Raw genomic sequence first — 22,506 nt, forward strand, 5'->3', positions numbered from 1 at the left:
AGGTCCCTCACATCCGGAAGACGCCGAAGCCGGCGTCCCCCAACGGGGCGTTGGCACACGCGGTCAGAGCGAGACCCAGCACCTGCCGGGTCTCCATCGGGTCGATCACACCGTCGTCCCACAGGCGGGCCGTCGCGTAGTAGGCGTTGCCCTGCCGGTCGTACTGCGCGCGGATCGGGTCCTTGAAGGACTCCTCCTCCTCGGCGGACCACTGCTCGCCGCGGCCCTCCAGCTGGTCCCGCTTGACGGTGGCCAGCACGGAGGCGGCCTGCTCGCCGCCCATGACGGAGATCTTGGCGTTGGGCCACATCCACAGGAAGCGGGGACCGTACGCACGGCCGCACATCGAGTAGTTGCCCGCGCCGTACGAACCGCCGACCACGACCGTCAGCTTCGGCACCCGGGTGCAGGCCACGGCGGTGACCATCTTGGCGCCGTGCTTGGCGATGCCACCCGCCTCGTAGTCCTTGCCGACCATGAAGCCGGAGATGTTCTGCAGGAAGAGCAGGGGGATGCCGCGCTGGTCGCACAGCTCGATGAAGTGCGCGCCCTTCTGGGCCGACTCGGCGAACAGGATGCCGTTGTTGGCGACGATGCCGACCGGGTGGCCGTGGATCCGGGCGAAACCGGTGACCAGCGTCTGGCCGAACTCCGACTTGAACTCCGAGAAACGGGAGCCGTCCGCGATCCGGGCGATGACCTCGCGGACGTCGTACGGCGTGCGGGAGTCGACCGGCACCGCGCCGTACAGCCCCGCCGGGTCGACCTTGGGCTCCTCGACCGGCTCGACCGTCCAGGGCAGCGGGCCGCGCGCGGGCAGCGTCGCGACGATGTTCCGTACGATCCGCAGGGCGTGCGCGTCGTCCTCGGCGAGGTGGTCGGTGACGCCCGAGACCCGGGAGTGGACCTCGCCGCCGCCGAGCTCCTCCGCGGTGACGACCTCGCCGGTCGCGGCCTTCACCAGCGGCGGGCCGCCGAGGAAGATCGTGCCCTGGTTGCGCACGATCACGGCCTCGTCGCTCATCGCGGGGACGTACGCCCCGCCCGCGGTGCACGAGCCGAGGACCGCCGCGATCTGCGGGATTCCCGCGCCGGACATCCGGGCCTGGTTGTAGAAGATCCGCCCGAAGTGGTCGCGGTCGGGGAAGACCTCGTCCTGCATCGGCAGGAACGCGCCGCCCGAGTCGACCAGGTAGACACAGGGAAGGCGGTTCTCCAGCGCCACTTCCTGCGCCCGCAGGTGCTTCTTCACCGTCATCGGGTAGTACGTGCCGCCCTTGACGGTGGCGTCGTTCGCCACGACGACGACCTCGCGGCCGCTGACCCGTCCGATACCGGCGATGACCCCGGCGGCCGGGGCCTGGCCCTCGTACATCCCCTCGGCTGCGAGGGGGGCCAGCTCCAGGAAGGGCGAGCCGGGGTCGAGCAGGGTGTCCACCCTGTCCCTCGGCAGCAGCTTTCCGCGCGCCGTGTGCCGGGCGCGCGCCTTCTCGCCGCCGCCGAGGCGCGCCGCCGCGAGGCGCGACCGCAAGCCGTCGGCGAGCTCCTGGTGTGCCGCCTCATTGGCCTGCCAGGCCCCGGACGCCGGGTCCGCGGCGCTCGTCAGGACTGGTGCCTGCTGCATCGATCGAGCTCCCTTGCTCGGTTAATGAGCGTTAACGTGTTGCGTCAAGGTTAACGACCGCTAACCGCTCTGTCTAGAATGAATGTTCATGAGCACCAGGACCGCGGCCCCGACCCGCCGCGAACAGATCCTCAAGGAGGCCGCACGCCTCTTCGCCGAGCGCGGTTTCCACGGCGTGGGGGTCGACGAGATAGGAGCCGCGGTCGGCATCAGCGGTCCGGGCCTGTACCGCCACTTCGCGGGCAAGGACGCGATGCTGGCGGAGCTGCTGGTCGGCATCAGTGAGCGCCTCCTCGACGGCGGGCGGCTGCGGGTCGAGGAGGCGGGGACCGGGGCCGAGGCCCTGCTCTCCTCGCTCATCGACGGCCACATCGACTTCGCACTGGACGACCGCCCGCTGATCACCCTGCACGACCGCGAGCTGGACCGCCTCCGGGACAGCGACCGCAAGCGGGTGCGCCGGCTCCAGCGCCAGTACGTGGAGCTGTGGGTGGCCGTGGTCCGTGAGCTGTACTCCGAGGTCGCCGAGTCCGAGGCGCGGGCGGCCGTGCACGCGGTCTTCGGCCTGCTGAACTCGACCCCGCACCTGCAGGCCAACGGCGGCGGCCCCCTGGGACGCGCGGCGACGGAGGCGCTGCTCAGGCGCCTGGCGCACGGAGCGTTCGCGTCGCTCGCCACGCGGTAGGCACGACCGGGCCGCTTCCCCCGCCCCGCCCCCGTTGCCGTGACGCCCGTGAGGCGCACACGGGCAGGGGGCCGGCCGAGTGGGGTCGGCTGCGCCCGGCCGGTGGCCGGGACCGAAGCGGCGGAGGCGGGCAGCAGAACGACGGGAACCCGGGCTTCCGGGCAGCGCCGGCGCCCTTCACCGCGGCCCGGGAGCGCCGCGTACGGCCCCCGCGTCCCACGGGGCAATACGGTCGACACGCTCCGCGCACCCCACGGCACAATGGGTCCATGCCGATACCCAGCCGCGCCGCTCTTGTCGACCACCTCGTCCGCTCACGTATCGCCGGAGACGTCGCCACACCACGCGACAACAACCTCTCCCACTACCGCAAGCTGGCCAACGGCGACCGGCACTACTGGCTCGGGCTGGAGCTCGGCGACCGCTGGAGTGACGAGCAGGACGTGCTCGCCGTCATGGCCGAGCGGTGCGGCGTCAGCGACGACCCGGAGCACCGTCACGGGCAGGACACCATCGACCCCGAGCTGACCGTGGATGCGCTCGAGCGCATGGCCGCGCGGCTGCGCAAGGCGGCCGACGCCAAGGAGCGGGTCCTCTTCGCGACCGGGCACCCCGGCGGGCTGCTCGACGTGCACCGGCAGACCGCGGCGGCACTGCGGGCGGCCGGATGCGAGATCGTACGGATCCCGGGCGGGCTCTTCGCCGACGAGGGCATGGTCTTCCAGTTCGCCGACGTCGCCGTGCTGGAGCGCGGCGCGACTCTGTGGCACACCCACTCGCCGGTCCCGATGGCCGCGATCCTCGACGGCCTGGCGCGGGACGGCAGACCGCTTCCCGACCTGGTCGTCGCCGACCACGGCTGGGCGGGCTGCGCGGGCCAGCGGGGGCTGGACTCCATCGGATACGCGGACTGCAACGACCCGGCGCTGTTCATCGGCGAGGCCGAGGGCACCCTCCAGGTGACCGTCCCCCTGGACGACCACGTCACCGACCCGCGCTTCTACGACCCGATGACGGCGTACCTGCTGGACGCGGCGGGTCTCACGGCTCCGGAGTGACCTTCCGGGCGGGCTCAGCCGCGCCAGCGGCCGCGAACCACGCAGTACGTGCCCGCCAGCAGCGTCAGAGACAGCGCGCCGCGCAGGGTGAGACCGAGGGCGTAACGCGGGCCGGTGCCGAGGTGGACGATCCGCTCGTGCAGGACGAAGAACAGCACCACCGCCACGACGATCAGCACGGCCCCACCTGTGGTCCACGCCGCCCGGGCGTGGGGGGACGCCTTCGCCCATCCGTCGGTCCCGGCCGCGTCGCGCGCCGGCGGGGCGGCGTGCGACGGTTCCTCCTCGGCCGGCGGCACCGCACTCATCGGGTCCCCTTCCGGGACGGGGCCAGGCTGCCCGGGCGGCGTGGCGGTCCCGGAGGGTGGTCGAGCCCCCGGGGATCCGGGCGGGCGCTTGTGGCGTCCTAGGATCTGCATCCAGGCTCGCAGCAGCAGGCACCGCATCGCTCAGACCACAGGACGACCTTTGCTCTACGACTTGAGGCCGCCGGTGCGGGTGCTCCTCGTCGACGACGAGGAGCTCGTGCGCACCGCGCTGCACCGCATCCTCGACTCCGCCGACGCCGTGAGCGTCGCCGCCGCCTGCGACGGGCCGGATGCCGTCGCCGCCGCCCGGCGGCACGCCCCCGACGTGGTGCTGCTCGACATCGACATGCCGGGAGCCGGCGGTCTCGACGTGCTGCGGGAACTGCGGGCGCTGCCCGATCCGCCCGTGGTGGCCATGCTCACCGCTCTGGACCGGGCCGACCACGTGGAGCGCGCGCTGCGCGACGGCGCCTCCGGCTTTCTGCTCAAGACCACGGAGCCGCGCTTCTTCGTCGACGCCGTGCGGCTGCTCGCCGCCGGCGGGGTGATCTGCACGCCGCCCGGCAGCGCCGCCGTCCTCGGCCGCTGCACCCGTTCCGCCCTGGCCGCCCCGGCCGCCGCGCCCGCCGCCGCCGACGACCTCGGCGGCCTCACCGGCCGGGAGCGCGACGTCCTCGCCCTGATCGCGGCCGGGCTTTCCAACGCCGACATCGCCACGCACCTCGGCATGGGCGTGACCACGGTCAAGACACACATCGGCGCGCTCAAACGCAAGCTCGCCGTCACCAGCCGGGTGGGCCTGGCGGCCGTCGTCCACCGGGCGGCCGGCGGAGGGGACCGGGGATGACCCCTGGATCCCCTCGATCCCGGGCGGTCGAAGCCCTCGTCGTCATCGTGGCCGTCGCCGAGGTGCTGGCCACCCGCGCCTGGCTGGCGGACTGGATGGTCGCGGCCGCACTCCCCGTCGCCTGCGTCCTCGTCCTGCGCAGGCGCTTCCCCCGCACCGTCCTCGCCCTCGCACTGCCCACCCTCGCGACCGGCGTGCTGTGGCTGCCGGCGCTGTGCGCGCTCCACGCGCTCGCGGCGTCCGAACGCCGCCGCGGCGAAGTGGTGGCCGGGTCCGCGGCCGTCGCCGTCGTCGCGTTCGTGCCGTGGCGGGACCTCGGTGGATACGCCTGGACACTGCCCGAAACCGTCCTCGGCGTCATGCTGGCCGGGCTGTTGGCCGTCGCTCCCGCCGCCCTCGGCCTGCTGGGCCGCGCCCGTGCCGAACTCGCCGGCCGCCTCGCCGAGCTGGCTCTCTCCCGGGAGCGGGAGCGCCGCTACGCCGCCGACCAGGCCGCGCTGCGGGAACGTGAGCGGCTGGCCCGCGACGTGCACGACACGGCCGCCCATCATCTGAGCCTGATCAGCCTGCGCTGCAGCGCCCTCGCCGCGACGGCGGAGTCCGCCCCGTACCGGGAGGAGGCGGCTGCCCTGGGAGAGCTCGGCCGCCGGGCCGCCGCCGACCTTCGCAGGGCCATCCGGCACGACAGCCCCGGCCTGGACCGGCTGCCGGAACTGCTCGAAGCGGCGCGCGACATCGTCGGCTCTGCACACCTCGATCCGGGCGACTGTCCGCAGGCCGTCCAGCACACCGCGTACCGCATCGTCCAGGAGGCACTGACCAACATCCGCCGCCATGCACCGGGCGCCTCGGCGGAGGTCTCGGTCCGCCGCGACGGGGAGGGCCTGCGCATCGCCGTGCGCAACGCCCCGCCACCGGCCCCCTGCCCCGCCCCGGAGGAGGGCGGCCACGGCCTCCACGGCCACGGCCTCCACGGCCACGGCCTCCACGGCCACGGCCTCCACGGCCTCCGCACCCGAGCGGCCGCTCTCGGCGGCACCCTGAACGCGATCCCGACGCCGGACGGCGGCTTCGTGGTGGAGGCGCTGCTGCCGGTCCCGATGTCGAAGCGCTGACGCGAGGGCGGTGCCGGAGCAGCCGACGGCAGCCTCGATCTGCGGACGCACTCGTGGGACGGGTTCTTCCGGGAACGCGCGCACGCCCGCTGCCTGAGCAGCGGGCGTGCGGGTGCGCGTCTGCGTGCGGGCCGTCAGCCGCGGGGGACGCGGACCACGCCACCTCCCCCGGCGCCTCGGGACGTGCCCCGGACTGTCAGCCGCGGGGGACGCGGACCACGCCCTCCTGGATGACCGTGATCGCCAGGCGCCCGTCCTGGGTCCAGATGCGGGCCTGGCCCAGCCCGCGTCCGCCGGAGGCGGACGGGGACTCCTGGTCGTAGAGCAGCCACTCGTCCGCACGGAACGGCCGGTGGAACCACATCGCGTGATCCAGTGACGCGCCGACCACGTCCCCGACCGCCCAGCCGCCCCGGCCGTGTGCCAGGAGCACCGAGTCGAGGAGCGTCATGTCGGAGACGTACGTCGCCAGGCAGACGTGCAGCAGGGACTCGTCGGCGAGCTTGCCGTTCGCACGGAACCACACCTGGGAGCGCGGCTCGCGCGGTCGGCCCGCCGTGGCGTACGGCGGCTCGTCCACGTACCGCAGATCGACCGCCGCCCGCGCCTCGAGCAGCCGGTTCACCACTCCCGCATCCACGAACCGGTCCGCGTAGCGCGGCAGCAGTTCGGCCGCCGTGGGCAGCGTCTCCGGCGCCGGGGCGGCCGGCATCTCGGCCTGGTGCTCCAGCCCCTCCTCGTACGTCTGGAACGACGCGGAAAGGTGGAAGATCGGCTGCCCGTGCTGGACCGCGACCACCCGGCGGGTCGTGAACGACCCGCCGTCGCGGATGCGGTCGACCGTGTAGACGATCGGCGCGCCCGGGTCACCCATGCGCAGGAAGTACGAGTGCAGGGAGTGGGCAGTGCGGTCCGCCGGGACCGTACGGCCCGCGGCGACCAGCGCCTGGGCCGCGACCTGCCCGCCGAAGACCCTGGGGACGACGGCGGACCGGGAGCTGCCGCGGAAGATGTTCTGCTCGATCTGCTCCAGGTCGAGCAGATCGAGCAACTCGTCGAGTGCTGAACTCATGAAAGGAACGTACCGGTGCGTGCCGTGCCTACAGGCCCATGTCCTTGGCGATGATCATCTTCATGACCTCGCTGGTGCCGCCGTAGATGCGGTTGACGCGGTTGTCGGTGTACAGGCGGGCGATCGGGTACTCGTTCATGAACCCGTAGCCGCCGTGCAGCTGGAGGCAGCGGTCGATGACGCGGTGCGCGACCTCGGTGCAGAACAGCTTCGCGGACGCGGCCTCGGCGGCGGTGAGTTCGCCGGCGTCCAGGGCCTCCGTGGCGCGGTCGACGACGGCCTCCGCCGCGTCCACCTCGGCCTTGCAGGCGGCCAGCTCGAACTTGGTGTTCTGGAACGACGCCACGGTCTTGCCGAAGACCGTGCGGTCCTGCACGTACTCCTGGGCGAACCGGACGGCGGCCTTGGCCTGGGCGTACGCGCCGAACGCGATGCCCCAGCGCTCGGACGGCAGGTTCTGGCCGAGGTAGTAGAAGCCCTTGTTCTCCTCGCCCATCAGGTCCTCGACGGGGACCTTGACGTCGACGAAGGCCAGCTCGGCGGTGTCGGAGGTCTTCAGGCCGAGCTTGTCCAGCTTGCGGCCGACCGAGTAGCCCGCCGACTTGGTGTCGACGGCGAAGAGCGAGATGCCGTGGCGGCGGTCCTCCGCGGTCGGCGCGGCCGTGCGGGCGCACACGATCACACGGTCCGCGTGGACACCGCCGGTGATGAAGGTCTTGGCGCCGTTGAGGACGTAGTGCGTGCCGTCCTCGGAGAGCTTGGCGGTGCTCTTCATGCCCGCGAGGTCGGAGCCGGTGCCGGGCTCCGTCATCGCCAGCGCCCACATCTCCTCGCCGGAGACGAACTTCGGCAGGTAGCGCTTCTTCTGCTCGTCGGTGGCGAGCGCCTTGATGTAGGGGAGGGCGAGCAGCACGTGCACGCCCGAACCACCGAAGTTCACGCCCGCGCGCGCGGTCTCCTCGTAGAGCACGGCCTCGAACTTGTGCGTGTCCAGGCCCGCGCCGCCGAACTCCTCGGGCACGTTGATACCGAAGACGCCCAGCTCACCGAGCTTGTAGTAGAAGTCGCGCGGCGCCTGGCCCGCAGCGAACCACTCGTCGTAGACCGGGACGACCTCGGCCTCGATGAAGGCGCGGATCGTGTCCCGGAACGCCTCGTGGTCCTCGTCGAAAACGGTACGGCGCACGGACGCCTCCTCGTGACTGAGTCAGTGACTGGTGGATACGCTGCGCTGTCTAAGCGCTTGCTCAGTCCAAGTTACCGGTCGGTTGTTGAAAGTGTCCAGAGTGATGCTGCGCACGCCTGGGATGTGACGAGGGCCCCGTCACATGGCGGAGCCCTCGTCGGAGTGCCGGTGCTGTGGACGCTGTCAGCAGGCGATTCCCTGCGAGCGCAGCCACTCGCACTGCGTCTCGCCGGACGTCCTGCCGCCGTCGTACGCACGGGGGTCCTTGTAGCCGGGGCCGACCGGCTCGTCAGCCTCGAAGACGCCGTCGCCGTCGAGATCGCCACCGTTGGGATCGATCGTGCCGGCGGGGTTGCGGCAGTTCTGGCGGTCGGCCGGGTCTGTGGTGCACAGGCCCTCGCCGTCGGTGGGGAGAGTGGCGGTCCGCGGATCGCCGCGTTCGGTCGCGGCTTCCTCTGCCGCCGTGTTCTGGGTCGTGGCCTGTCCCGCGAGGGCCTTGCCGAGTGAGGATGCCCCCGCTTGCAGGGCGATCTGCGGAACGCGGTCGGCCGCGGGCCCTGATGCGGAGCCCTCTGCCGCGCAGGCGGTGAGTGTCGAGAGCAGGAGTGCCGCCACTACGGCTGTGCCGGCGAATATGCCGCCCCTGCGGGGATTTTCGCGCAAAGTACCCATAGTCCGACCAATGCAAGATTGTCCGCTGGTGTGACGAACGTTACGGCGGCCCTGCCCGACGGGTCAATGTCTCCTGGTGATCGACAGATCCCGGCACGGCAACGAACCGGACGCGGCGCGCACCGCGGCGAACTCCGTGCGACACCATGACCGCATGAAGTCCGCCGCGCGGCTGCCGCGCCCTCTGATGTCCGTGACCGCAATGGTGTCCGTCGCCCTCGTGGGCTGCGGCACGGAGACCGCCGGAAGCAGCGCCGACCGCGCCGAACTCGAGGAACGCGCGCGTGGCGCCCAGGTGGCCATCGAGAACGTGTACGTCACCGAGGTGCCGGGCTTCGAGCTCGCCGAGCAGTCCGTGGGCGTCCTCGGCGCGGACGGGTTCTCCGCGACCTACGTGAAGCAGGGCGCGGGTACGCAGATACGGCTCGGCGTCGACCGGGGCGCCATGGACGCGGCGAGCTGCCCGAAGATCCCCGTCGGGGTCGGCAGCGGCGGCACGGGCGGCACCGCCGAGTGCGTGAAGGACGGCAAGAGCTGGTACCGCACGAGCGGCCCGCAGCACGAGTACGCGATCGAGGTGGACGGGCGTCTGGTGCGGCTCAACGCCGACACGGAGGCAGTCGACCGGGCCACCCTGCGCAAGGCCGCCGAGGCCGCGCACCCCGCGAGCGACGCGGAACTCGACACCGTACTGCCCCCCGCGCGCGAAGACGCCGGGCCGCCCGTCGAACGCGGCGACCTGCCTCCGGCCGGCGACGGGGCCCCGAACAACGGGACGGGCGTGGGCGGTTGAGCGGAGGGCGCCGCTCCGGGCCGGGCTCGGCTCGGTCCGGGCTCGACCGGCCCCGGCTCGGCCCGGTCCGTTGGTGTGGCGTGGGGTCGCCCTCCTGGTCTTGACGGTCGCGGCTCCGGGCCGTGCGTCAGGGGCGCTCCTTCGCCGCGTCGCTGCGCGATGGGCTTTGCCCACCCTTGACCCCCGCCCCTGCGCCGCTTTCCACCCACTTGGGAGGGCGGCCGGGGGAGGGTCTCCCCCGGTGGGTGCGTGGCCGCCGCCGGTTCCCGGCCTGCGGGCGAATGGGCCCTGCGGGGCGCGCGGCAGTGGAGTGGGGCGGCGGGCTCGGTTCAGCGGCAAGCGGTGGTCCCCTTGCTGCGGTTCATGCCCCGCTGGTCACCGCTCGGTGGGTGGTGAGGGCAGTGGCCCGCCCCTGGCGTCCGCGTCGCCCCGCTTGCGGCGGCGGGGAGGGCTGACGGAGCCGCCCTTCGGTGAGCTACCGCCGCGACAGCGGGCATTTCGGTGCTCTTTGAGCGTGACTCCGAAGTTTTCATCGATTTGGGACACCTTCGTGTCCTTTTGCCCTGCTGCAAGTGTCCTGAACCGGTGGCAACTTGAAAGTGAGCCCTCAGGCGACTCTCGGGACCCCCACGCGCTTCCTCGACCCTGGTGTCCACGTGCCCGCGCCCGCGCCGCGGACCGGCCCGGGACCACGGCTACGGCTCCACCTTCCTCGGCATCTTCCTCTTCTCGGGCCGCGTCGTGGGCGCCCAGCGGCGCCGAGCGGGCTGAGACGGGGCGGTCCGCGCCCGGCACGGGGGCTGCGACAGGGGCCCCGTCACGCCGGACGGGGGGCACCGCACCGCTCGCTCGGGCCCGGGAAGAGGCACTGTCCGCCGTGACGACTAGGCTGAACGTCGGAGAGGGGCCGGCATGCTGCTGAGATTCCGCACGGCCAATGTGCGGTCACTGCGCGACGAGCAGGAGCTGACGTTCGTCATGCCCGGGGACGAGCCGAGCGCCGCCGCGAGGCGCGTCGAGCTGGCCGGGGGCATGGTCGGCGTACTCCCTCTGGTGGGCATCTTCGGCGCGAACGCCTCGGGCAAGTCGAACGTCCTCGCCGCGATGACCGACATGAGCCGTGCGGTGCAGGACTCCTACGCGCGCTGGGCCTCGTACGACGGCACCGACCGAACCCCTTTCGCACTGGACGGCAAGAGCGGTGAGGAGCCGAGCTTCTACGAGGTGGACCTGGTCCTCGAGGGCGTGCGCTGGACCTACGGCTTCGAGCTCGGCCCCGAGCGGGTCGAGGCCGAGTGGCTGCACAGCTATCCGCGCGGCCACCGCCAGGTGTGGCTCGATCGGGACGCCTCGCGCGCCAAGGTCTACGACTGGCCGGGCGCCCGGGTGAAGGACCGTGCCGGACTGGAGCGGCGCACCCGGCCGAACGCGCTGGTCCTCTCCACGGCCGGTACCGACAACCACCCGCAGCTGACCCCCCTCTTCCACTGGTTCCGCCGCAATCTCTGGCTGATCAACCCCGAGGAGGAGCGGCCGGAGCGGGAGGCTTTCACCACCCGCGAGCTGGCGGGCAGGCGGGCTCGCCGCATCAACGAGCTGCTGCGCGTCGCGGACCTCGGCATCACCGGTGCGGAAGCCGTCGAGGGCGCACGGGGGGTGCCGGAGGTCCGGCTCACCCACCGGTCCGGCGCGGGCGACACCCCGCTCGAATGGCGGCACGAGTCCTACGGCACCCGCTCCTGGTACGCCCTGCTCGGCCCCCTGCTGCTGGCCCTGGACGAGGGCGCGGTACTCCTCGTCGACGAACTGGACGCCAGCCTCCACCCGCGCTTCGCCGCCGAGGTCATCCGGCTCTTCCACGACCCGGAGGCCAACGCCAAGGGCGCGCAGCTGGTGTTCACCTCGCACGATCCCTCCGTCCTCACCACACCGAGCGGCGGCCGCCTGCTGGAGCCGGCCCAGGTGTGGCTCACCGAGAAGGACGAGGTCGGGGCCACCGAGCTGTATCCGCTGACCGCCGCCTCCCCCGGGGAGGACGAGGACCTGATGAAGGCGTACCTGGCCGGGGCCTTCGGCGCCGTCCCCGCACTGCTGGAGGGCCAGATCGCCCGGCGGCTGCTGGTGGCCACCGAAGGGGAACGCGAGCACGAGGCGGAGCGGAGCGGCGGCTGATGGGGCGCACGAGGGGGAAGGACACGCTGGGACCCGCGAAGAAGGGGCAGCGGCGCTACAAGGTCGTCCACGTCTTCACCGAGGGCCGGGTGACCGAGCCGCAGTACATCGACATCGTGCGCGGCAAACCGGCCGAGACCGGTGTCGAGATCCGCATCGCGAACGCCTCGGCGCCGGGATCGCAGCGCAAACCGATCACGCTTGTCCAGGCTGCGGCGCGGCTGATGCGCGAGGAGACGCGGGCGGCGAAGCGGGCGAAGCTGGACGAGAAGCTCTGGCCGGAGGTCTGGTGTCTCTTCGACCGGGACCAGCACCTCCAAATCCCGGACGCTCTGAAACTGGCGAAGGAGGCGGGGGTCGAGGTCGCCTTCTCGCACCCCTGCTTCGAGCTCTGGCGGCTGCTCCACCACAAGCCGGTCCACGGTCAGTTCGGCGGAGTCTGCGGGGAGGCCGTGCGGCAGCTTCCCTTCGGCGGCAGCCCCGAGCAGCTCAAGCACATGCGGCCGGACGAACTCCCCGAGGGCAGTTACGCCCAGGCGAAGAAGTGGGCGCAGAAGATCAACGCCCAGCATCCCGCCCATGTGGCGAAGGACCAGCGCGACCCCTACACGGACGTGTACGAATTCGTCGAGAAGGGCTTGAGGATCACCGGGTACTGACGTGAAATGGCCGTTCACGCTCGCGGTTAGGACCTGTGCCCCGTCTCGCCGTAGGGTTCCCTGGTCGTATCGGGTCGTAGGGAAGACGGTGACGTGGCCAAGCTCACGCTCGCGCAGTTGGAGCGGCATCTGTTCGCCGCCGCGGACATCCTCCGCGGCACGATGGACGCCTCCGAGTACAAGGACTACATCTTCGGCCTGCTGTTCCTGAAGCGGGCCAACGACGAGTTCGAGGCGGCGCGCGAGCGGATCAGGGAGGACGCGGAGAACGCTCTGGGCCTGACCGGTGAGCAGTTGGAGGGCTGGCTGGAGAACCCGACTCCCTACGGCGACCGAGGCGTCCTCTTCGTACCGAAGGCCGCGCGCTGGAAGTGGATTTCCTCCGGCACCCAGAACGTCAACGAAGAGCGGCTGCGCCCCGCGCTCCAGGCCCTCGAAGGACAGAATGCCAAGCTGCGGGGTCTCTTCGACCAGCTCGACTTCAACCGGATCGGCGGCTCGGGCGCCACGGCCGGCGCGGCGAAGCTCGCCGACCAGCGACTGAAGCTGCTGATCGCCCACTTCGGACGGGTGCGGCTGCGGACGGACGACTTCGAGTTCCCGGATTTGATCGGCGCCGCGTACGAGTACCTGATCAAGGAATTCGCCGACACCGCCGGCCGCAAGGGCGGCGAGTTCTACACCCCGCGCGCCGTGGTTCGCATGATGGTCGAACTGCTCGACCCCAAGGACGGCACCCGCATCTACGACCCCTGCGTCGGCTCGGGCGGCATGCTCATCCACGCCAAGGAGTACGTCGAGGAGCACGGCGGGGACGCCGAGAACATGTTCTTCGCGGGCCAGGACGCCAACAGCGGCTCCTGGATCATGTCCACGATGAACATGGTGCTGCACGGTGTCAGCACCCGCTTCGACCTGCGCACCGGCGACACCCTCTCGGAGCCGGCGCACACACCGAGGTCGGACGCGGACCGGTACGACGGCGTACTGAGCAACCCGCCGTTCTCCATGGACTACACGTACGAGAACTACCCGCACAAGGCGGAGCGCGCGAAGTACGGTGCGACGAGCGAGCGCGGCAAAGCCGACCTGATGTTCCTCCAGCACATGCTCTGGATGACCAAGCAGGAGGGGCGCGGCGGCATGGTCATCACGGTCATGCCGCACGGCGTGCTCTTCCGGGGCGGCGGCGAACGGGACATCCGCGCCGAACTGATCGAGAAGGACGCGATCGAGGCGGTCATCGGCCTCGCCCCGAACCTCTTCTACGGCACAGGCATCCCCGCCTGCATCCTGGTGCTCCGCCCGCCCGGCAAGAAGGACCGCGACCGGGAGGGCCGGGTCCTCTTCGTCAACGCCGACCGCGAGTACCACGCGGAGCGAGCACAGAACGTGCTGCTGCCCGAGCACGCGGAGAAGATCGTCACCACCTTCCGTGGACAGGACGACGTGCCCGGCTTCGCCCGGTGGGTCGGCCGTGACGAGCTGCGGGAGAACGACTACAACCTCAACATCCGCCGCTACGTGGACAACACGCCTCCGCCGGAGCCGCAGGACGTGCGGGCGCATCTGACGGGCGGGATGCCGCGCGCGGAGATCGAGGCGAAGCGGGAGCTGCTGGACGCGTACGGGGTGCGCCTGGAGGACCTGTTCGCCGACCGGGACCCGGTGGACCCGGCGTATGTGGACTTCCTGCCCGAGGGTGAGCGCCCGGACGCGGCCAGGCTGGCGGAGCTGGCGCGGCCACGTGAGGAGGAGCTGCGGGTCGCCTTCGCCAAGTGGTGGGAGGAGGAAGCCCGTCACCTGGAGGCCGTGGCCGCCACGGACGAGCGCCTGGCGGATCTGACGGCGCCGGAGCGCAAGGCGGCACTGATGGCGGTGCGGGGTTCGCTGATCGAGTCGTTCGTGAAGCGACTCGGTGGGATCGGCCTCCTCGACCGGTACGCGCTCGCGGGCGCGGTGGCCGGCTGGTGGTACGAGGCCAAGTACGACCTGCTGGCCCTGTCGGAGAACGGCTTCGCCGGAGTGCTGGACGGCTGGGTCGAGAACGTCGAGACCCTGCTCGCGCCCGAGCAGGACCCGAAGACGCGGAAGGTGCGCAAGCGCACGGCCGCGGAACGCCGGCAGGCGTACGACCACAAGGTGGTCGCGGCGATTGTCCCGGAGTTCCTGACGGATCTGGCCGAGGCGGACGCCCGCAAGGCGGAGCTGGACGCGCGTTGGAAGGAACTCAACGCGGAGCCGGAGCGGTCGGAGTCGGAGGAGGAGGGCGAGACCGAGGGTGACGAGGACGCTGTCACACGGGAGCAGGTCGAGCTGAGCGTGGAGCAGCTGGCGGAGCTGGCGCATGTGAAGAAGGAACGCACGAAGGCGGCGGCGCGCGTCAAGAAGCTGGAGGCGGAGTTCTGGTTCCCCTGGCCGGACCCGTCGAAGTTGGCTGAGGACCCGCCGAGGCTGATCGCGGCGCGGAAGCGGCTGGTGGATGACCCGGAGGGGGAGCGGCGCGTGGTGCTCGACCTGCTGCGGGACGACCTGGCGGGGAAGCTGGAGGGGCATGTGGTGCGGCGTCGGAGGGAGTTGGTCGACGCGTACGGGGTGTGGACGGACAAGTACGCGGTTTCGCTGACGGAGATCCGCGCGGAGCGGGAGCGGGCGGCGGCGACGCTGGACGAGTTTCTGAAGGAGCTGGGATATGTCGACTGACGCCGAGGTCCGTTGGATTCCGGTGCGGGAGGTCGGCGAGGTCCGCATGGGCAAGCAGCTCTCGCCGAGCAGCCGGGAGGCGGCTGGGCAGTTTCCCTACCTGCGTGTCGCGAACGTACTTCTGGGACGCATCGACTACTCCGATGTGAACTCCATGGGATTCAGCTCTGGCGAGCGGAGAATCTATGGTCTCAAGCCGGGCGATATCTTGCTGAACGAGGGGCAGAGCCTGGACCTTGTCGGGCGAAGTGCGATCTACGAGGGCTCTGAGGGGGAGTACTGCTTTCAGAACACGCTCGTGCGGTTTCGGCCCGGTGGTGAAGTGCTGTCCGCGTATGCGCAGATCATCTTTGAGCGGTGGCTTGCTACCGGTGCTTTCGCAGCCAATGCGAAGCAGACGACAAGTATCGCCCACCTCGGTGGAGACCGCTTCGGTGCCCTGCTGTTTCCGCTGAGGTCCTTGTCTGAGCAGCGGCGGATCGTCGAGGTGGTCGACGCGATGGCGGCGCAGGAGCGTGTCATTGAAGCGTCAATCGTAAAGTTGGGCAAGCTACGTCAGGGAATGCTGCAGGGTGTATTTCCCGAACGTGGCTCCACACGATGGCCGATGAGCCCGCTTGAAACTGTTGCTCGTGTCGCCGGTGGCCTCACGCTTGGCGGACTGGCCGCTGGAGCCGGGACGGTGGAAGTCCCATACCTGCGTGTGGCGAATGTGCAGAGTGAGCACATCTCGACGGACGACATGAAACTTGTCAGGGTGACGCCGAGCGACGTGCAGAGGTTCCGCCTTGCGCCCGGTGATGTTCTCCTCACCGAGGGAGGGGATCTTGATAAGCTCGGGCGCGGTGGCGTCTGGGACGGGCGTATCGACCCTTGCCTGCATCAGAACCACATTTTTCGTGTCCGCTGCTGCCTAGAGTTTCTCGTTCCCGAGTTCTTGGCTCTCTATTTGGCGTCCCAGGAGGGGCGCGCTTACTTCCTTAGGGTGGCTAAGCAGACGACGAACTTGGCCTCGGTCAGTTCATCTCAGGTGAAGGCCATGCCCGTCCCGTGCCCGCCCGTAAGCGAACAGCGGAGAGTGGTGAGCCTGCTCTCCGATCAGGAGAAGAGCGTTCGGGCAGAACGGCAGGAGTTGGCCAAGCTGAGGCATCTGAGGTTGGGGGTTGTGAGCGACCTGCTAGGCGGGAATAGCTGAGTCAGGCAGAGAAGTTGCCGCTCTTCAGAGATGAAACAAGCGATGACCAGGCGATGGGGTTAAAGACGAGCGCGGGGCCGCATGAAACCTTTGAATCGCGGACTGGAACACCCAACGGGTAGCCGTCCACTACCTCGACGCAACTGCCGCCCTCGTTGCCGCTGTACGTCGACTTGCGCCAGCCGGTCAGGGCCGAAGCGTCTGGGATGGTGCGCTCATTCACGGTGTCCATAGTCCTTCGCTGTCGCCCGGAGGAGGGCAGTTGACTCCTTGAGCGGCAGTGCGTCGCTCAGCGCAAGATCGTAGGCGCCTTCGAGTCGATCGACCACGGCCGGGGAGTCATGCACCTGGCCCACCTGGATGCCTTCGGAGTACGCCACAGGCGGCTGGTCCTCGAACTTCATCAGGGTGAGCATGCCTTGCATGAGTGTGTGTACGCCGAGCCCGAACGGCAGCACATGCACCCGCACCCGCCCCGACTCCACGAGCCGGACCATGTGCGTGATCTGCTCCGCCATGACCTCCTCGCTGCCCACCATCCGGCGCAGCACTGCCTCGTCGACAAGCGCCCATATCACGGGGCTCACAGGGTTCACCAGCACCTTTGCGCGCTGGAGCCGTGTGACGACGAGCCTGTCACATTCCTCTTCACTCACAGGGGGGTACGACGTGCTCAGAACCGCACGCGCGTACCTCTCCGTCTGGAGGATGCCCGGAACAAACGACAACGCGAACTCGCGGATCACCGTCGCCTGTTGTTCGAGCGCCAATGCTGCCTCGAAGTAGTTCGCGACGGCCACGTCCTGCTTCGGCAGGAAGCTCTGCAACACATTTCCCGTGCCCAACGCCCTGTCCAGCCGCCGCGCGTCCTCGTGGGACGGAATCCGGCGGCCCGCCTCGATGTGAGCGATGTGTGAACGCGTCATGATCGCGACGTCGGCCAGCTCCTGCTGGGTGAGGCCGGACGCCTCCCGCTGCTCCTTCAGCCACTCCCCGTAGACGTTGGTCATCGTCAACCCCTTTGCGACAAAAGCTCTGTCACCTCGAACCCCCTGTTCAGGGTAGCCATACCGGTCTCACGCTGTGAGGGAATCGCTACAGAGCGAAGTCCTGCCGGGCGGGCCAGCCCGGTGGAGCCGAGCACGCGAGACCCCCGCGACCGACGTGAACGGTCCGGGGGCGTGGCCCTCAACTGCACAGGAGTCGAAGACGTGTTGCACTGTATCGCCCGGATGCTGGACCCGCTGCTGCGGCTCCTGTGGCCTCCGTCGCCCGGACGTCACCGCCCGCCGTGTGCGCATTGCCCTCTCGTTCCGCATCCGCCCGAGCCCGAGCCCGCCCCCACCCCAACTCCTCTCCCCGAGCCGTATCTCCGGGGAGAGGACAGCCCCCTCGTCCGGCCCTACCTCCTCGCCCACGAGCGCCGGCAGGCCGAGGCCCGTCGTCAGCGGGGCCGCCGCCGTGCCCTGTGGCTGGCCGTGCACGGCGTCGACATCGGCCCCCGCGTCATTCACGGACGGGAGGTCGCGGCGTGAGCCCGCACACCGCGGACGTCGCCCGGCTGCTCCCCTGGACCGGCCCCGAGGGCAAGCCCTGCTATCTCGTCACAGACGGCGAGGGCTACGTCTCCCGCGTCGCCGACAACATCGAGAGCGTGCAGCTCGGCATGGCCACCGGCCTTCTCGGCCACGTCGAGGACCTGTTGCGCGACCCCTCGGCGACGCCCGAGCAGCTCCGCTACGTCGTAGCCCGCCTCGCGGAGTCCCTGCGCGAGGTGCACCGCGTCGCGCGGAGTCGGGGCGCGCGGCTGAGACCGGCCTCCTCGGACACCGATCACCCCCAATAGACCGACCCGCCAACCGGCTTGAACTCTCGCCCGATCCCTGCCCATCACGCAGAATGGATCACCTGCACGGTGCGGTGAGCGGGCGAGGGGCGTGGGGACATGGTGGCGATGCAGGTCGAACGGGACGAGGTGGAGCGGCCGACCGTCGCACAGCTCAAGGCCATGGGCTGGAAGCACGTCCCCGGCCATGACATCGGCACGCTCGACGCCGATGCCCCGTTCCTCACCGATCAGCTGGCCAGGGCCTTGCGCCGGATCAACCTCCTTGCCACCGACGGCCTGCCGTGGATGGACGAGAAGGACGACGTCAGGCGGGCGGTCAACGCCCTGGCGTCCGTCTCCCTCGGCGAGGGCGTCGAGAAGGCCAACCTCGACACCACCGACCTCCTCCTCAGCGGTCTGCTGCTCCCCGGGCCGTCCGCCGCGCACGGCGGCCCCTCCGCCACCGTCCAGTACATCGAGTGGCACGAGGAGCGAGCCGACCGGAACGAGTTCACCGTCGTCGACCAGCTCCGCGTGCGGAACCGGTCCGGCGAGGAGTCGGTCCTCGACATCGTCCTCTTCGTGAACGGCATTCCCCTCGTCGCCGTCGAGTGCAAGAGCCCGGACCTCGTCGATCCGGTCCACGACGCCGTCGTCGACCTGCGGCACTACGCCGGATCCCCCCTCCCCGACGACGAACGGGACGGCGACGGCCCTCCGCTGCCCGCCGGCGTCCCGGAACTCTTCCGCACGGTGCAGCTCCTCGTCGCCGCGACCTCGGAGACCGCCCACCTGGGCACGATCACCTCCACCCCGGACCACTTCCACCCCTGGCGCAGCGTCGAGCCCGAGGACCCGGCGACGCTCACCGCCGAACTCCCGGACGGCGTCGGCAAGCTCAACGAACGCCACAAGCTGGTCGGTGTCGTCCTGCGCCCGGAAGCGCTCCTCAGGATGGTCCGGCACTACATCGTGCCGATGACCGTGCCGACCGAGGCGGGCGGCGCCCGGAGGGTCAAGGCCGTAGCCCGGCACCAGCAGTACCGGGCCGCCGAGAAGGCGGTCCGCAAGCTGCTCACCGGCAAGGCACGTGGCGGGTCGGTGCTCGACGACGAGCGCGGGGGTGTCATCTGGCACACCCAGGGCTCCGGCAAGAGTCTCACCATGACCTTCCTCGTCCGCCGGATGCATCTGCACCACCGGCTCAGCGAGTTCATGGTGGTTGTCGTCACCGACCGGACGCAGCTGCAGCGGCAGCTCGCGGAGACCTTGCGCCTGAGCGAGTCCGAGGTGGAGACCGCGAAGAACGCAGCCCAGATGGAAGGGTTGCTGCGGGACGGCGGCCGGCGGGTCGTGTTCGCGATGATCCAGAAGTACGGGGCCGGCGGCTTCACGTTCGCCGCCGAGCCGGAGGAGGACGGGGACGAGCGGGACTTCGCTGCCGAGTACGAGCAGGCGGAGAAGAACCGGCGGGAGCGGCGCGCGGCGAAGCTGCCGCCAGTGCCCAACTTCCCCGAGTGCAACACCTCGTCCGACATCCTCGTCCTCGTCGACGAGGCGCACCGCTCGCACACCAGCCTGCTGCACGCGGCCCTGCGCAAGGCGATCCCCAACGCGGCGAAGATCGGTTTCACCGGCACGCCGATCATGACCGGGAAGGCCGAGGACACCCGCCGGATCTTCCACGGCGGTTCCGGGCAGACGTTTCTGGACGAGTACCGGATGGCGGACGCCGAGAACGACGGTGTGGTCGTCCGTATCCGCTACGAGGGCCGCACCGGCGAGGGGGCGGTGCTCGACCAAGAGGGCCTGGACCGGCGCTTCGAGGACCTCATCCGCGACCGCAGCGACGAGGAGAAGCGTGAACTCCTGAACCGTTGGCCCACGGAGCGGGACGTGGCGGAGTCGAAGCCCATGATCCGCGCCAAGGCCGAGGACATGCTGGAGCACTGGGTGACCACCGTGCTGTCCAGTGGCGGCTTCAAGGCCCAGATCGCGGCGGTCAGCCGGAAGGCCGCGGTCGAGTACCACCACGCGTTGCGGGCCGCGCGCGACGCGCTGCTGGCGGAGCTGGCGGAGTTCCGTCCGGAGTCGGTCAGTGGGACGCCGGTCGAGGACATGGACCGGCGGACCCGGTATCTCTTCCAGGCGTACCGGTTCCGTTCGCTGCTGCGCCGGATCGACTTCGTGCCGGTCGTCTCGCCCGGCAAGGAGCGCAAGCGGCGCCAGTGGCTGCACTGGACGGACCCGGTGAGGCAGGCCGCGTACATCGAGCGCTTCCACCAGGCGTTCCCGACGCTCCCCAAGGAGCCCGACTGGGTCCTCACCACACCCTTCCACCCCCCAGTGAACGAGCCACAGGCTCCGGAGGCCACCGGAGGCAATCCGTGGTCCCGGGAGAGTGCGGACCAGCAGGAGCGGTCGGTCACCGAGCCCGATCCCGTGCATCCCGACAGCCCGATCGCCTTCCTGATCGTCAAATCCATGCTCCTCACCGGCTTCGACGCCCCGCGTGAACAGTCGCTCTACCTGGACCGTCCGATCCGGGACGCCGAACTGCTGCAGGCCGTCGCCCGGGTGAACCGGCCGATGCGGGGCAAGGAGATCGGATACGTCGTCGACTACTACGGAGTCTTCGAGCACCTGAGCAGCGCGCTCGCCGAGTACAGGAAGGCCGACGTCGACGACACCATGCTCAGCATGTCCGTCGAGGTCGACAGCCTGGAACCGGCGGCGGAGGAGGTACGCCGGTACCTCCAGGACCACGCCGGTGTCATCGACGCGGATCTCGTCGACTTCGCCGACGTACGGAACGCGGCCCTGGCCTTCGAGGACGACTCCGTGCGCGCGGGGTTCGACAACGTGCTGCACGGGTTCCTCACCACGCTGGAGCGGGTGTTGCCGCACGAGCGCGGCCTGGACTACGTGGCCGAGGCCCGCCGCTGGGGTCTGCTGCAGAAGCGCATCCGCACCCTTCACCGGGACGCGGCGGGCGGTGCCTTCACGATGCGCAGGTACGGCCGCAAGGTCCGATCCCTGATCGCCGAGCATCTGGAGGGCCCGGAGATCGACCAGGTGATCGCACCCGTGTCACTGGCGTCGCCGCTGTTCGACGAGAGGGTGCGGGCCATGCCCGCCCGTGAGGCCGCCGCCGAGATGGGGCACGCCCTGCGATTCCACCTGGAGGAGCGGGTCAAGCGGGAGGACCCGGAGAAGTACACCCGGCTCTCGCAGCGGCTGGAGGAGATCCTGAGGGAGATGCCGGGCCGCTTCGACGACCAGATCAGGGAGTTCGGGCCGCTCTTCGAGGAGGTGCGCCGTCGGAGCGAGGAGGATCCGAGGTTCGCGGGGCTCACCCCGTTGGAGCAGGTCGTGTACCGCCTGCTGGACAGGGACACGGTGGACAACCCCGGCGTGGACACGAGCGAAGCCGACCTGCGGGCCGTCGTCGGAGCGGTGTGCGACACGGCTGCCGAGACCATGACCAAGGCTTCCTACCAAGGTCAGGAGCAGGACATCACTCTTCTCGCCGGCAGGATCGAGATGGTGTTGCTCCAGGGACGGGTGCGGCCCGCCGGTTCGGACTGGGGGGCGCTCCGGGCGCTCGCTGAAGGACTCGCCGCCCACGCCAACAGCAACCGGGCGCCGTTCCGGGCGAGGCGGAAGGGAGAATAGGCGGGATGACCGCCTCCACCGTCGACTCCGTTTCGCCGGTCGCTCTCACCGAGGGCGACCGGCTCGCCGTCGACGGTCTGGTGCTGGACGTCCGGGTCAGCCCCCGGCGCAAGCGCTTCGCGCTCACGGTCGAGCTGGACTCCGAGATCACGCTGCACACGCCTCAGGGGCGCGTGGCAGCCGACGCGGCGGACTTCGTCCGGGCCCACCGGGCATGGGTGGCGGACAAGCTCGCCGTCCGCGAACGGACCCGACCGCTCACCCCGCCCAAGCGCCTCGTGGAAGGCGAGGTCTTCCGTTACCTGGGGCGCACGTACCGGCTCACCGTCGATGAGGACCGTGCGGAGGACGCCCCTGTGCGGCTGGCCGCCGGACGGCTCGTGCTGGGCGCGGCGCAGGCCGCCGATCCCGCGCTCGGCCGGGCGGCGCTCATTGCCTGGTACTGCCGGGCCGGCCGACGGTGGGCCGGGGGGCGCCTCCAGCCGTGGGCAGCCCGCATGGGGGTGTCCGAGCCCGCCCTGGACGTGTCCGATCTCCAAGGACGCTGGGGCAGCTACCGGCCCGGCCCGGACAGCGGGGACAAGGGCCGGATGAGCCTCGGCTGGCCGCTGTTCCAGCTCCCCATGCACCTGGTGGACTACGTCGTCGCCCATGAGCTCGCCCATGTGAGAATCCATGGCCATGGCCCGGATTTCTGGGCGCTGCTCGGGCGGGCACTTCCGGAATTCGAGGAGCGCAGGACGGAACTCGACGAGCTGGGGCGGCGTATGTGGATGGGGGACATCGCACAGCCGTCGGCTGTGCTGCGACCAGACCCGGCGGGGCCAGGTGAAGGCGGGTGGGCCCACGCGGTGAAATGGCCCCGGCGCTGATCCCCGGCGCGGGCCGACGAACCTCGCACGCGCAGCCGCGTT

Annotated in this window: 20 protein-coding genes; 13 read left to right on the top strand and 7 right to left on the bottom strand. The window is 70.5% G+C overall.

Annotated elements, in window-relative coordinates; all coding sequences use genetic code 11:
* Positions 1–7: 7 nt before the first annotated feature.
* A complete protein-coding gene (locus tag AB0903_RS10630; RefSeq protein ID WP_366701114.1) occupies positions 8–1,624 on the bottom strand; it encodes a carboxyl transferase domain-containing protein in 1,617 nt (538 codons plus the stop codon).
* An 88-nt stretch (positions 1,625–1,712) separates the two neighbouring features.
* Here AB0903_RS10630 and AB0903_RS10635 point away from each other — a divergent pair, with 88 nt between their 5' ends.
* Positions 1,713–2,309 (top strand): TetR/AcrR family transcriptional regulator, encoded by a 597-nt coding sequence (locus AB0903_RS10635; protein WP_366701116.1) that lies wholly within the window; start codon positions 1,713–1,715, stop codon positions 2,307–2,309.
* Positions 2,310–2,578: 269 nt separating this feature from the next.
* Positions 2,579–3,367 carry a phosphatase gene (locus AB0903_RS10640; RefSeq protein ID WP_366701118.1) on the top strand — a complete coding sequence of 263 codons (789 nt, stop codon included), beginning with the start codon at positions 2,579–2,581 and terminating at the stop codon, positions 3,365–3,367.
* A 14-nt stretch (positions 3,368–3,381) separates the two neighbouring features.
* Here the strand turns inward: AB0903_RS10640 and AB0903_RS10645 are convergent, their stop codons facing one another.
* Positions 3,382–3,675 carry a hypothetical protein gene (locus AB0903_RS10645; RefSeq protein ID WP_366701120.1) on the bottom strand — a complete coding sequence of 98 codons (294 nt, stop codon included), beginning with the start codon at positions 3,673–3,675 and terminating at the stop codon, positions 3,382–3,384.
* 160 nt (positions 3,676–3,835) lie between these two features.
* Between AB0903_RS10645 and AB0903_RS10650 the strand changes: the two genes are divergently transcribed.
* Both AB0903_RS10650 and AB0903_RS10655 read left to right on the top strand, forming a co-directional pair.
* Positions 3,836–4,522 carry a response regulator transcription factor gene (locus tag AB0903_RS10650; RefSeq protein ID WP_366701122.1) on the top strand — a complete coding sequence of 229 codons (687 nt, stop codon included), beginning with the start codon at positions 3,836–3,838 and terminating at the stop codon, positions 4,520–4,522.
* Positions 4,519–5,637 carry a histidine kinase gene (locus AB0903_RS10655; protein ID WP_366701124.1) on the top strand — a complete coding sequence of 373 codons (1,119 nt, stop codon included), beginning with the start codon at positions 4,519–4,521 and terminating at the stop codon, positions 5,635–5,637. The genes AB0903_RS10650 and AB0903_RS10655 overlap by 4 nt, the downstream gene beginning before the upstream one ends.
* 196 nt (positions 5,638–5,833) lie before the next feature.
* Here AB0903_RS10655 and tesB read toward each other — a convergent pair whose 3' ends face one another.
* The 3 genes from tesB to AB0903_RS10670 all read right to left on the bottom strand — a co-directional run bounded on the left by tesB (position 5,834) and on the right by AB0903_RS10670 (position 8,558).
* On the bottom strand, positions 5,834–6,709 hold the full coding sequence (gene tesB / locus AB0903_RS10660) for an acyl-CoA thioesterase II (protein ID WP_366701126.1): 876 nt from the start codon (positions 6,707–6,709) through the stop codon (positions 5,834–5,836).
* Positions 6,710–6,737: 28 nt separating this feature from the next.
* Positions 6,738–7,895 carry an acyl-CoA dehydrogenase family protein gene (locus AB0903_RS10665; protein ID WP_366701128.1) on the bottom strand — a complete coding sequence of 386 codons (1,158 nt, stop codon included), beginning with the start codon at positions 7,893–7,895 and terminating at the stop codon, positions 6,738–6,740.
* 183 nt (positions 7,896–8,078) lie between these two features.
* A complete protein-coding gene (locus AB0903_RS10670) occupies positions 8,079–8,558 on the bottom strand; it encodes a hypothetical protein (protein WP_366701130.1) in 480 nt (159 codons plus the stop codon).
* Positions 8,559–8,643: 85 nt separating this feature from the next.
* Between AB0903_RS10670 and AB0903_RS10675 the strand changes: the two genes are divergently transcribed.
* The 5 genes from AB0903_RS10675 to AB0903_RS10695 all read left to right on the top strand — a co-directional run bounded on the left by AB0903_RS10675 (position 8,644) and on the right by AB0903_RS10695 (position 16,089).
* Positions 8,644–9,360: a hypothetical protein gene (locus tag AB0903_RS10675; RefSeq protein WP_366701132.1), complete on the top strand. Its 717-nt coding sequence runs from the start codon at positions 8,644–8,646 to the stop codon at positions 9,358–9,360.
* Between the two features lie 912 nt (positions 9,361–10,272).
* Complete coding sequence (locus tag AB0903_RS10680) at positions 10,273–11,532, top strand: ATP-binding protein (RefSeq protein WP_366701134.1); 1,260 nt, start codon at positions 10,273–10,275, stop codon at positions 11,530–11,532.
* The gene (locus AB0903_RS10685; RefSeq protein WP_366701136.1) at positions 11,532–12,191 is read left to right on the top strand and encodes an RloB family protein; all 660 of its coding nucleotides are present in this window, start codon (positions 11,532–11,534) and stop codon (positions 12,189–12,191) included. Before AB0903_RS10680 ends, AB0903_RS10685 begins: the two co-directional genes overlap by 1 nt.
* A 93-nt stretch (positions 12,192–12,284) precedes the next feature.
* On the top strand, positions 12,285–14,894 hold the full coding sequence (locus AB0903_RS10690) for a class I SAM-dependent DNA methyltransferase (protein ID WP_366701138.1): 2,610 nt from the start codon (positions 12,285–12,287) through the stop codon (positions 14,892–14,894).
* On the top strand, positions 14,884–16,089 hold the full coding sequence (locus tag AB0903_RS10695; RefSeq protein WP_366701140.1) for a restriction endonuclease subunit S: 1,206 nt from the start codon (positions 14,884–14,886) through the stop codon (positions 16,087–16,089). The genes AB0903_RS10690 and AB0903_RS10695 overlap by 11 nt, the downstream gene beginning before the upstream one ends.
* Position 16,090: 1 nt before the next feature.
* Here AB0903_RS10695 and AB0903_RS10700 read toward each other — a convergent pair whose 3' ends face one another.
* Together AB0903_RS10700 and AB0903_RS10705 are read right to left on the bottom strand one after the other, a co-directional pair.
* Positions 16,091–16,312, bottom strand: coding sequence for a DUF397 domain-containing protein (locus AB0903_RS10700; protein WP_366701142.1), 222 nt, complete (start codon positions 16,310–16,312; stop codon positions 16,091–16,093).
* Entirely contained in the window at positions 16,305–17,099 is a 795-nt protein-coding gene (locus tag AB0903_RS10705) for a helix-turn-helix transcriptional regulator (RefSeq protein ID WP_366701144.1), read from the bottom strand. The genes AB0903_RS10700 and AB0903_RS10705 overlap by 8 nt, the downstream gene beginning before the upstream one ends.
* Positions 17,100–17,300: 201 nt before the next feature.
* On the opposite strand from AB0903_RS10705, the gene AB0903_RS10710 reads away from it, so the two are divergent.
* From AB0903_RS10710 to AB0903_RS10725, 4 genes are all read left to right on the top strand, one after another.
* Positions 17,301–17,624 carry a hypothetical protein gene (locus tag AB0903_RS10710; RefSeq protein WP_366701146.1) on the top strand — a complete coding sequence of 108 codons (324 nt, stop codon included), beginning with the start codon at positions 17,301–17,303 and terminating at the stop codon, positions 17,622–17,624.
* Positions 17,621–17,935 carry a hypothetical protein gene (locus tag AB0903_RS10715; RefSeq protein ID WP_366701148.1) on the top strand — a complete coding sequence of 105 codons (315 nt, stop codon included), beginning with the start codon at positions 17,621–17,623 and terminating at the stop codon, positions 17,933–17,935. The genes AB0903_RS10710 and AB0903_RS10715 overlap by 4 nt, the downstream gene beginning before the upstream one ends.
* Positions 17,936–18,034: 99 nt before the next feature.
* Positions 18,035–21,592, top strand: coding sequence for a type I restriction endonuclease (locus AB0903_RS10720; RefSeq protein ID WP_366701150.1), 3,558 nt, complete (start codon positions 18,035–18,037; stop codon positions 21,590–21,592).
* A 5-nt stretch (positions 21,593–21,597) separates the two neighbouring features.
* On the top strand, positions 21,598–22,464 hold the full coding sequence (locus AB0903_RS10725) for a SprT family zinc-dependent metalloprotease (protein WP_366701152.1): 867 nt from the start codon (positions 21,598–21,600) through the stop codon (positions 22,462–22,464).
* The last annotated feature ends 42 nt before the right edge of the window (positions 22,465–22,506 follow it).

Origin of the sequence: Streptomyces sp. NPDC048389 (assembly GCF_040706335.1) — a bacterium.
Taxonomy (GTDB): domain Bacteria; phylum Actinomycetota; class Actinomycetes; order Streptomycetales; family Streptomycetaceae; genus Streptomyces.

Bases quoted from the DNA above. Each gene is read 5' to 3' on its own strand.
- AB0903_RS10705 (WP_366701144.1), bottom strand. From the start codon at position 17,099: ATGACCAACGTCTACGGGGAGTGGCTGAAGGAGCAGCGGGAGGCGTCC.
- AB0903_RS10645 (WP_366701120.1), bottom strand. From the start codon at position 3,675: ATGAGTGCGGTGCCGCCGGCCGAGGAGGAACCGTCGCACGCCGCCCCG.
- AB0903_RS10725 (WP_366701152.1), top strand. From the start codon at position 21,598: ATGACCGCCTCCACCGTCGACTCCGTTTCGCCGGTCGCTCTCACCGAG.
- AB0903_RS10640 (WP_366701118.1), top strand. From the start codon at position 2,579: ATGCCGATACCCAGCCGCGCCGCTCTTGTCGACCACCTCGTCCGCTCA.
- AB0903_RS10685 (WP_366701136.1), top strand. From the start codon at position 11,532: ATGGGGCGCACGAGGGGGAAGGACACGCTGGGACCCGCGAAGAAGGGG.
- AB0903_RS10630 (WP_366701114.1), bottom strand. From the start codon at position 1,624: ATGCAGCAGGCACCAGTCCTGACGAGCGCCGCGGACCCGGCGTCCGGG.
- AB0903_RS10720 (WP_366701150.1), top strand. From the start codon at position 18,035: ATGGTGGCGATGCAGGTCGAACGGGACGAGGTGGAGCGGCCGACCGTC.
- AB0903_RS10635 (WP_366701116.1), top strand. From the start codon at position 1,713: ATGAGCACCAGGACCGCGGCCCCGACCCGCCGCGAACAGATCCTCAAG.
- AB0903_RS10680 (WP_366701134.1), top strand. From the start codon at position 10,273: ATGCTGCTGAGATTCCGCACGGCCAATGTGCGGTCACTGCGCGACGAG.
- tesB (WP_366701126.1), bottom strand. From the start codon at position 6,709: ATGAGTTCAGCACTCGACGAGTTGCTCGATCTGCTCGACCTGGAGCAG.
- AB0903_RS10655 (WP_366701124.1), top strand. From the start codon at position 4,519: ATGACCCCTGGATCCCCTCGATCCCGGGCGGTCGAAGCCCTCGTCGTC.
- AB0903_RS10695 (WP_366701140.1), top strand. From the start codon at position 14,884: ATGTCGACTGACGCCGAGGTCCGTTGGATTCCGGTGCGGGAGGTCGGC.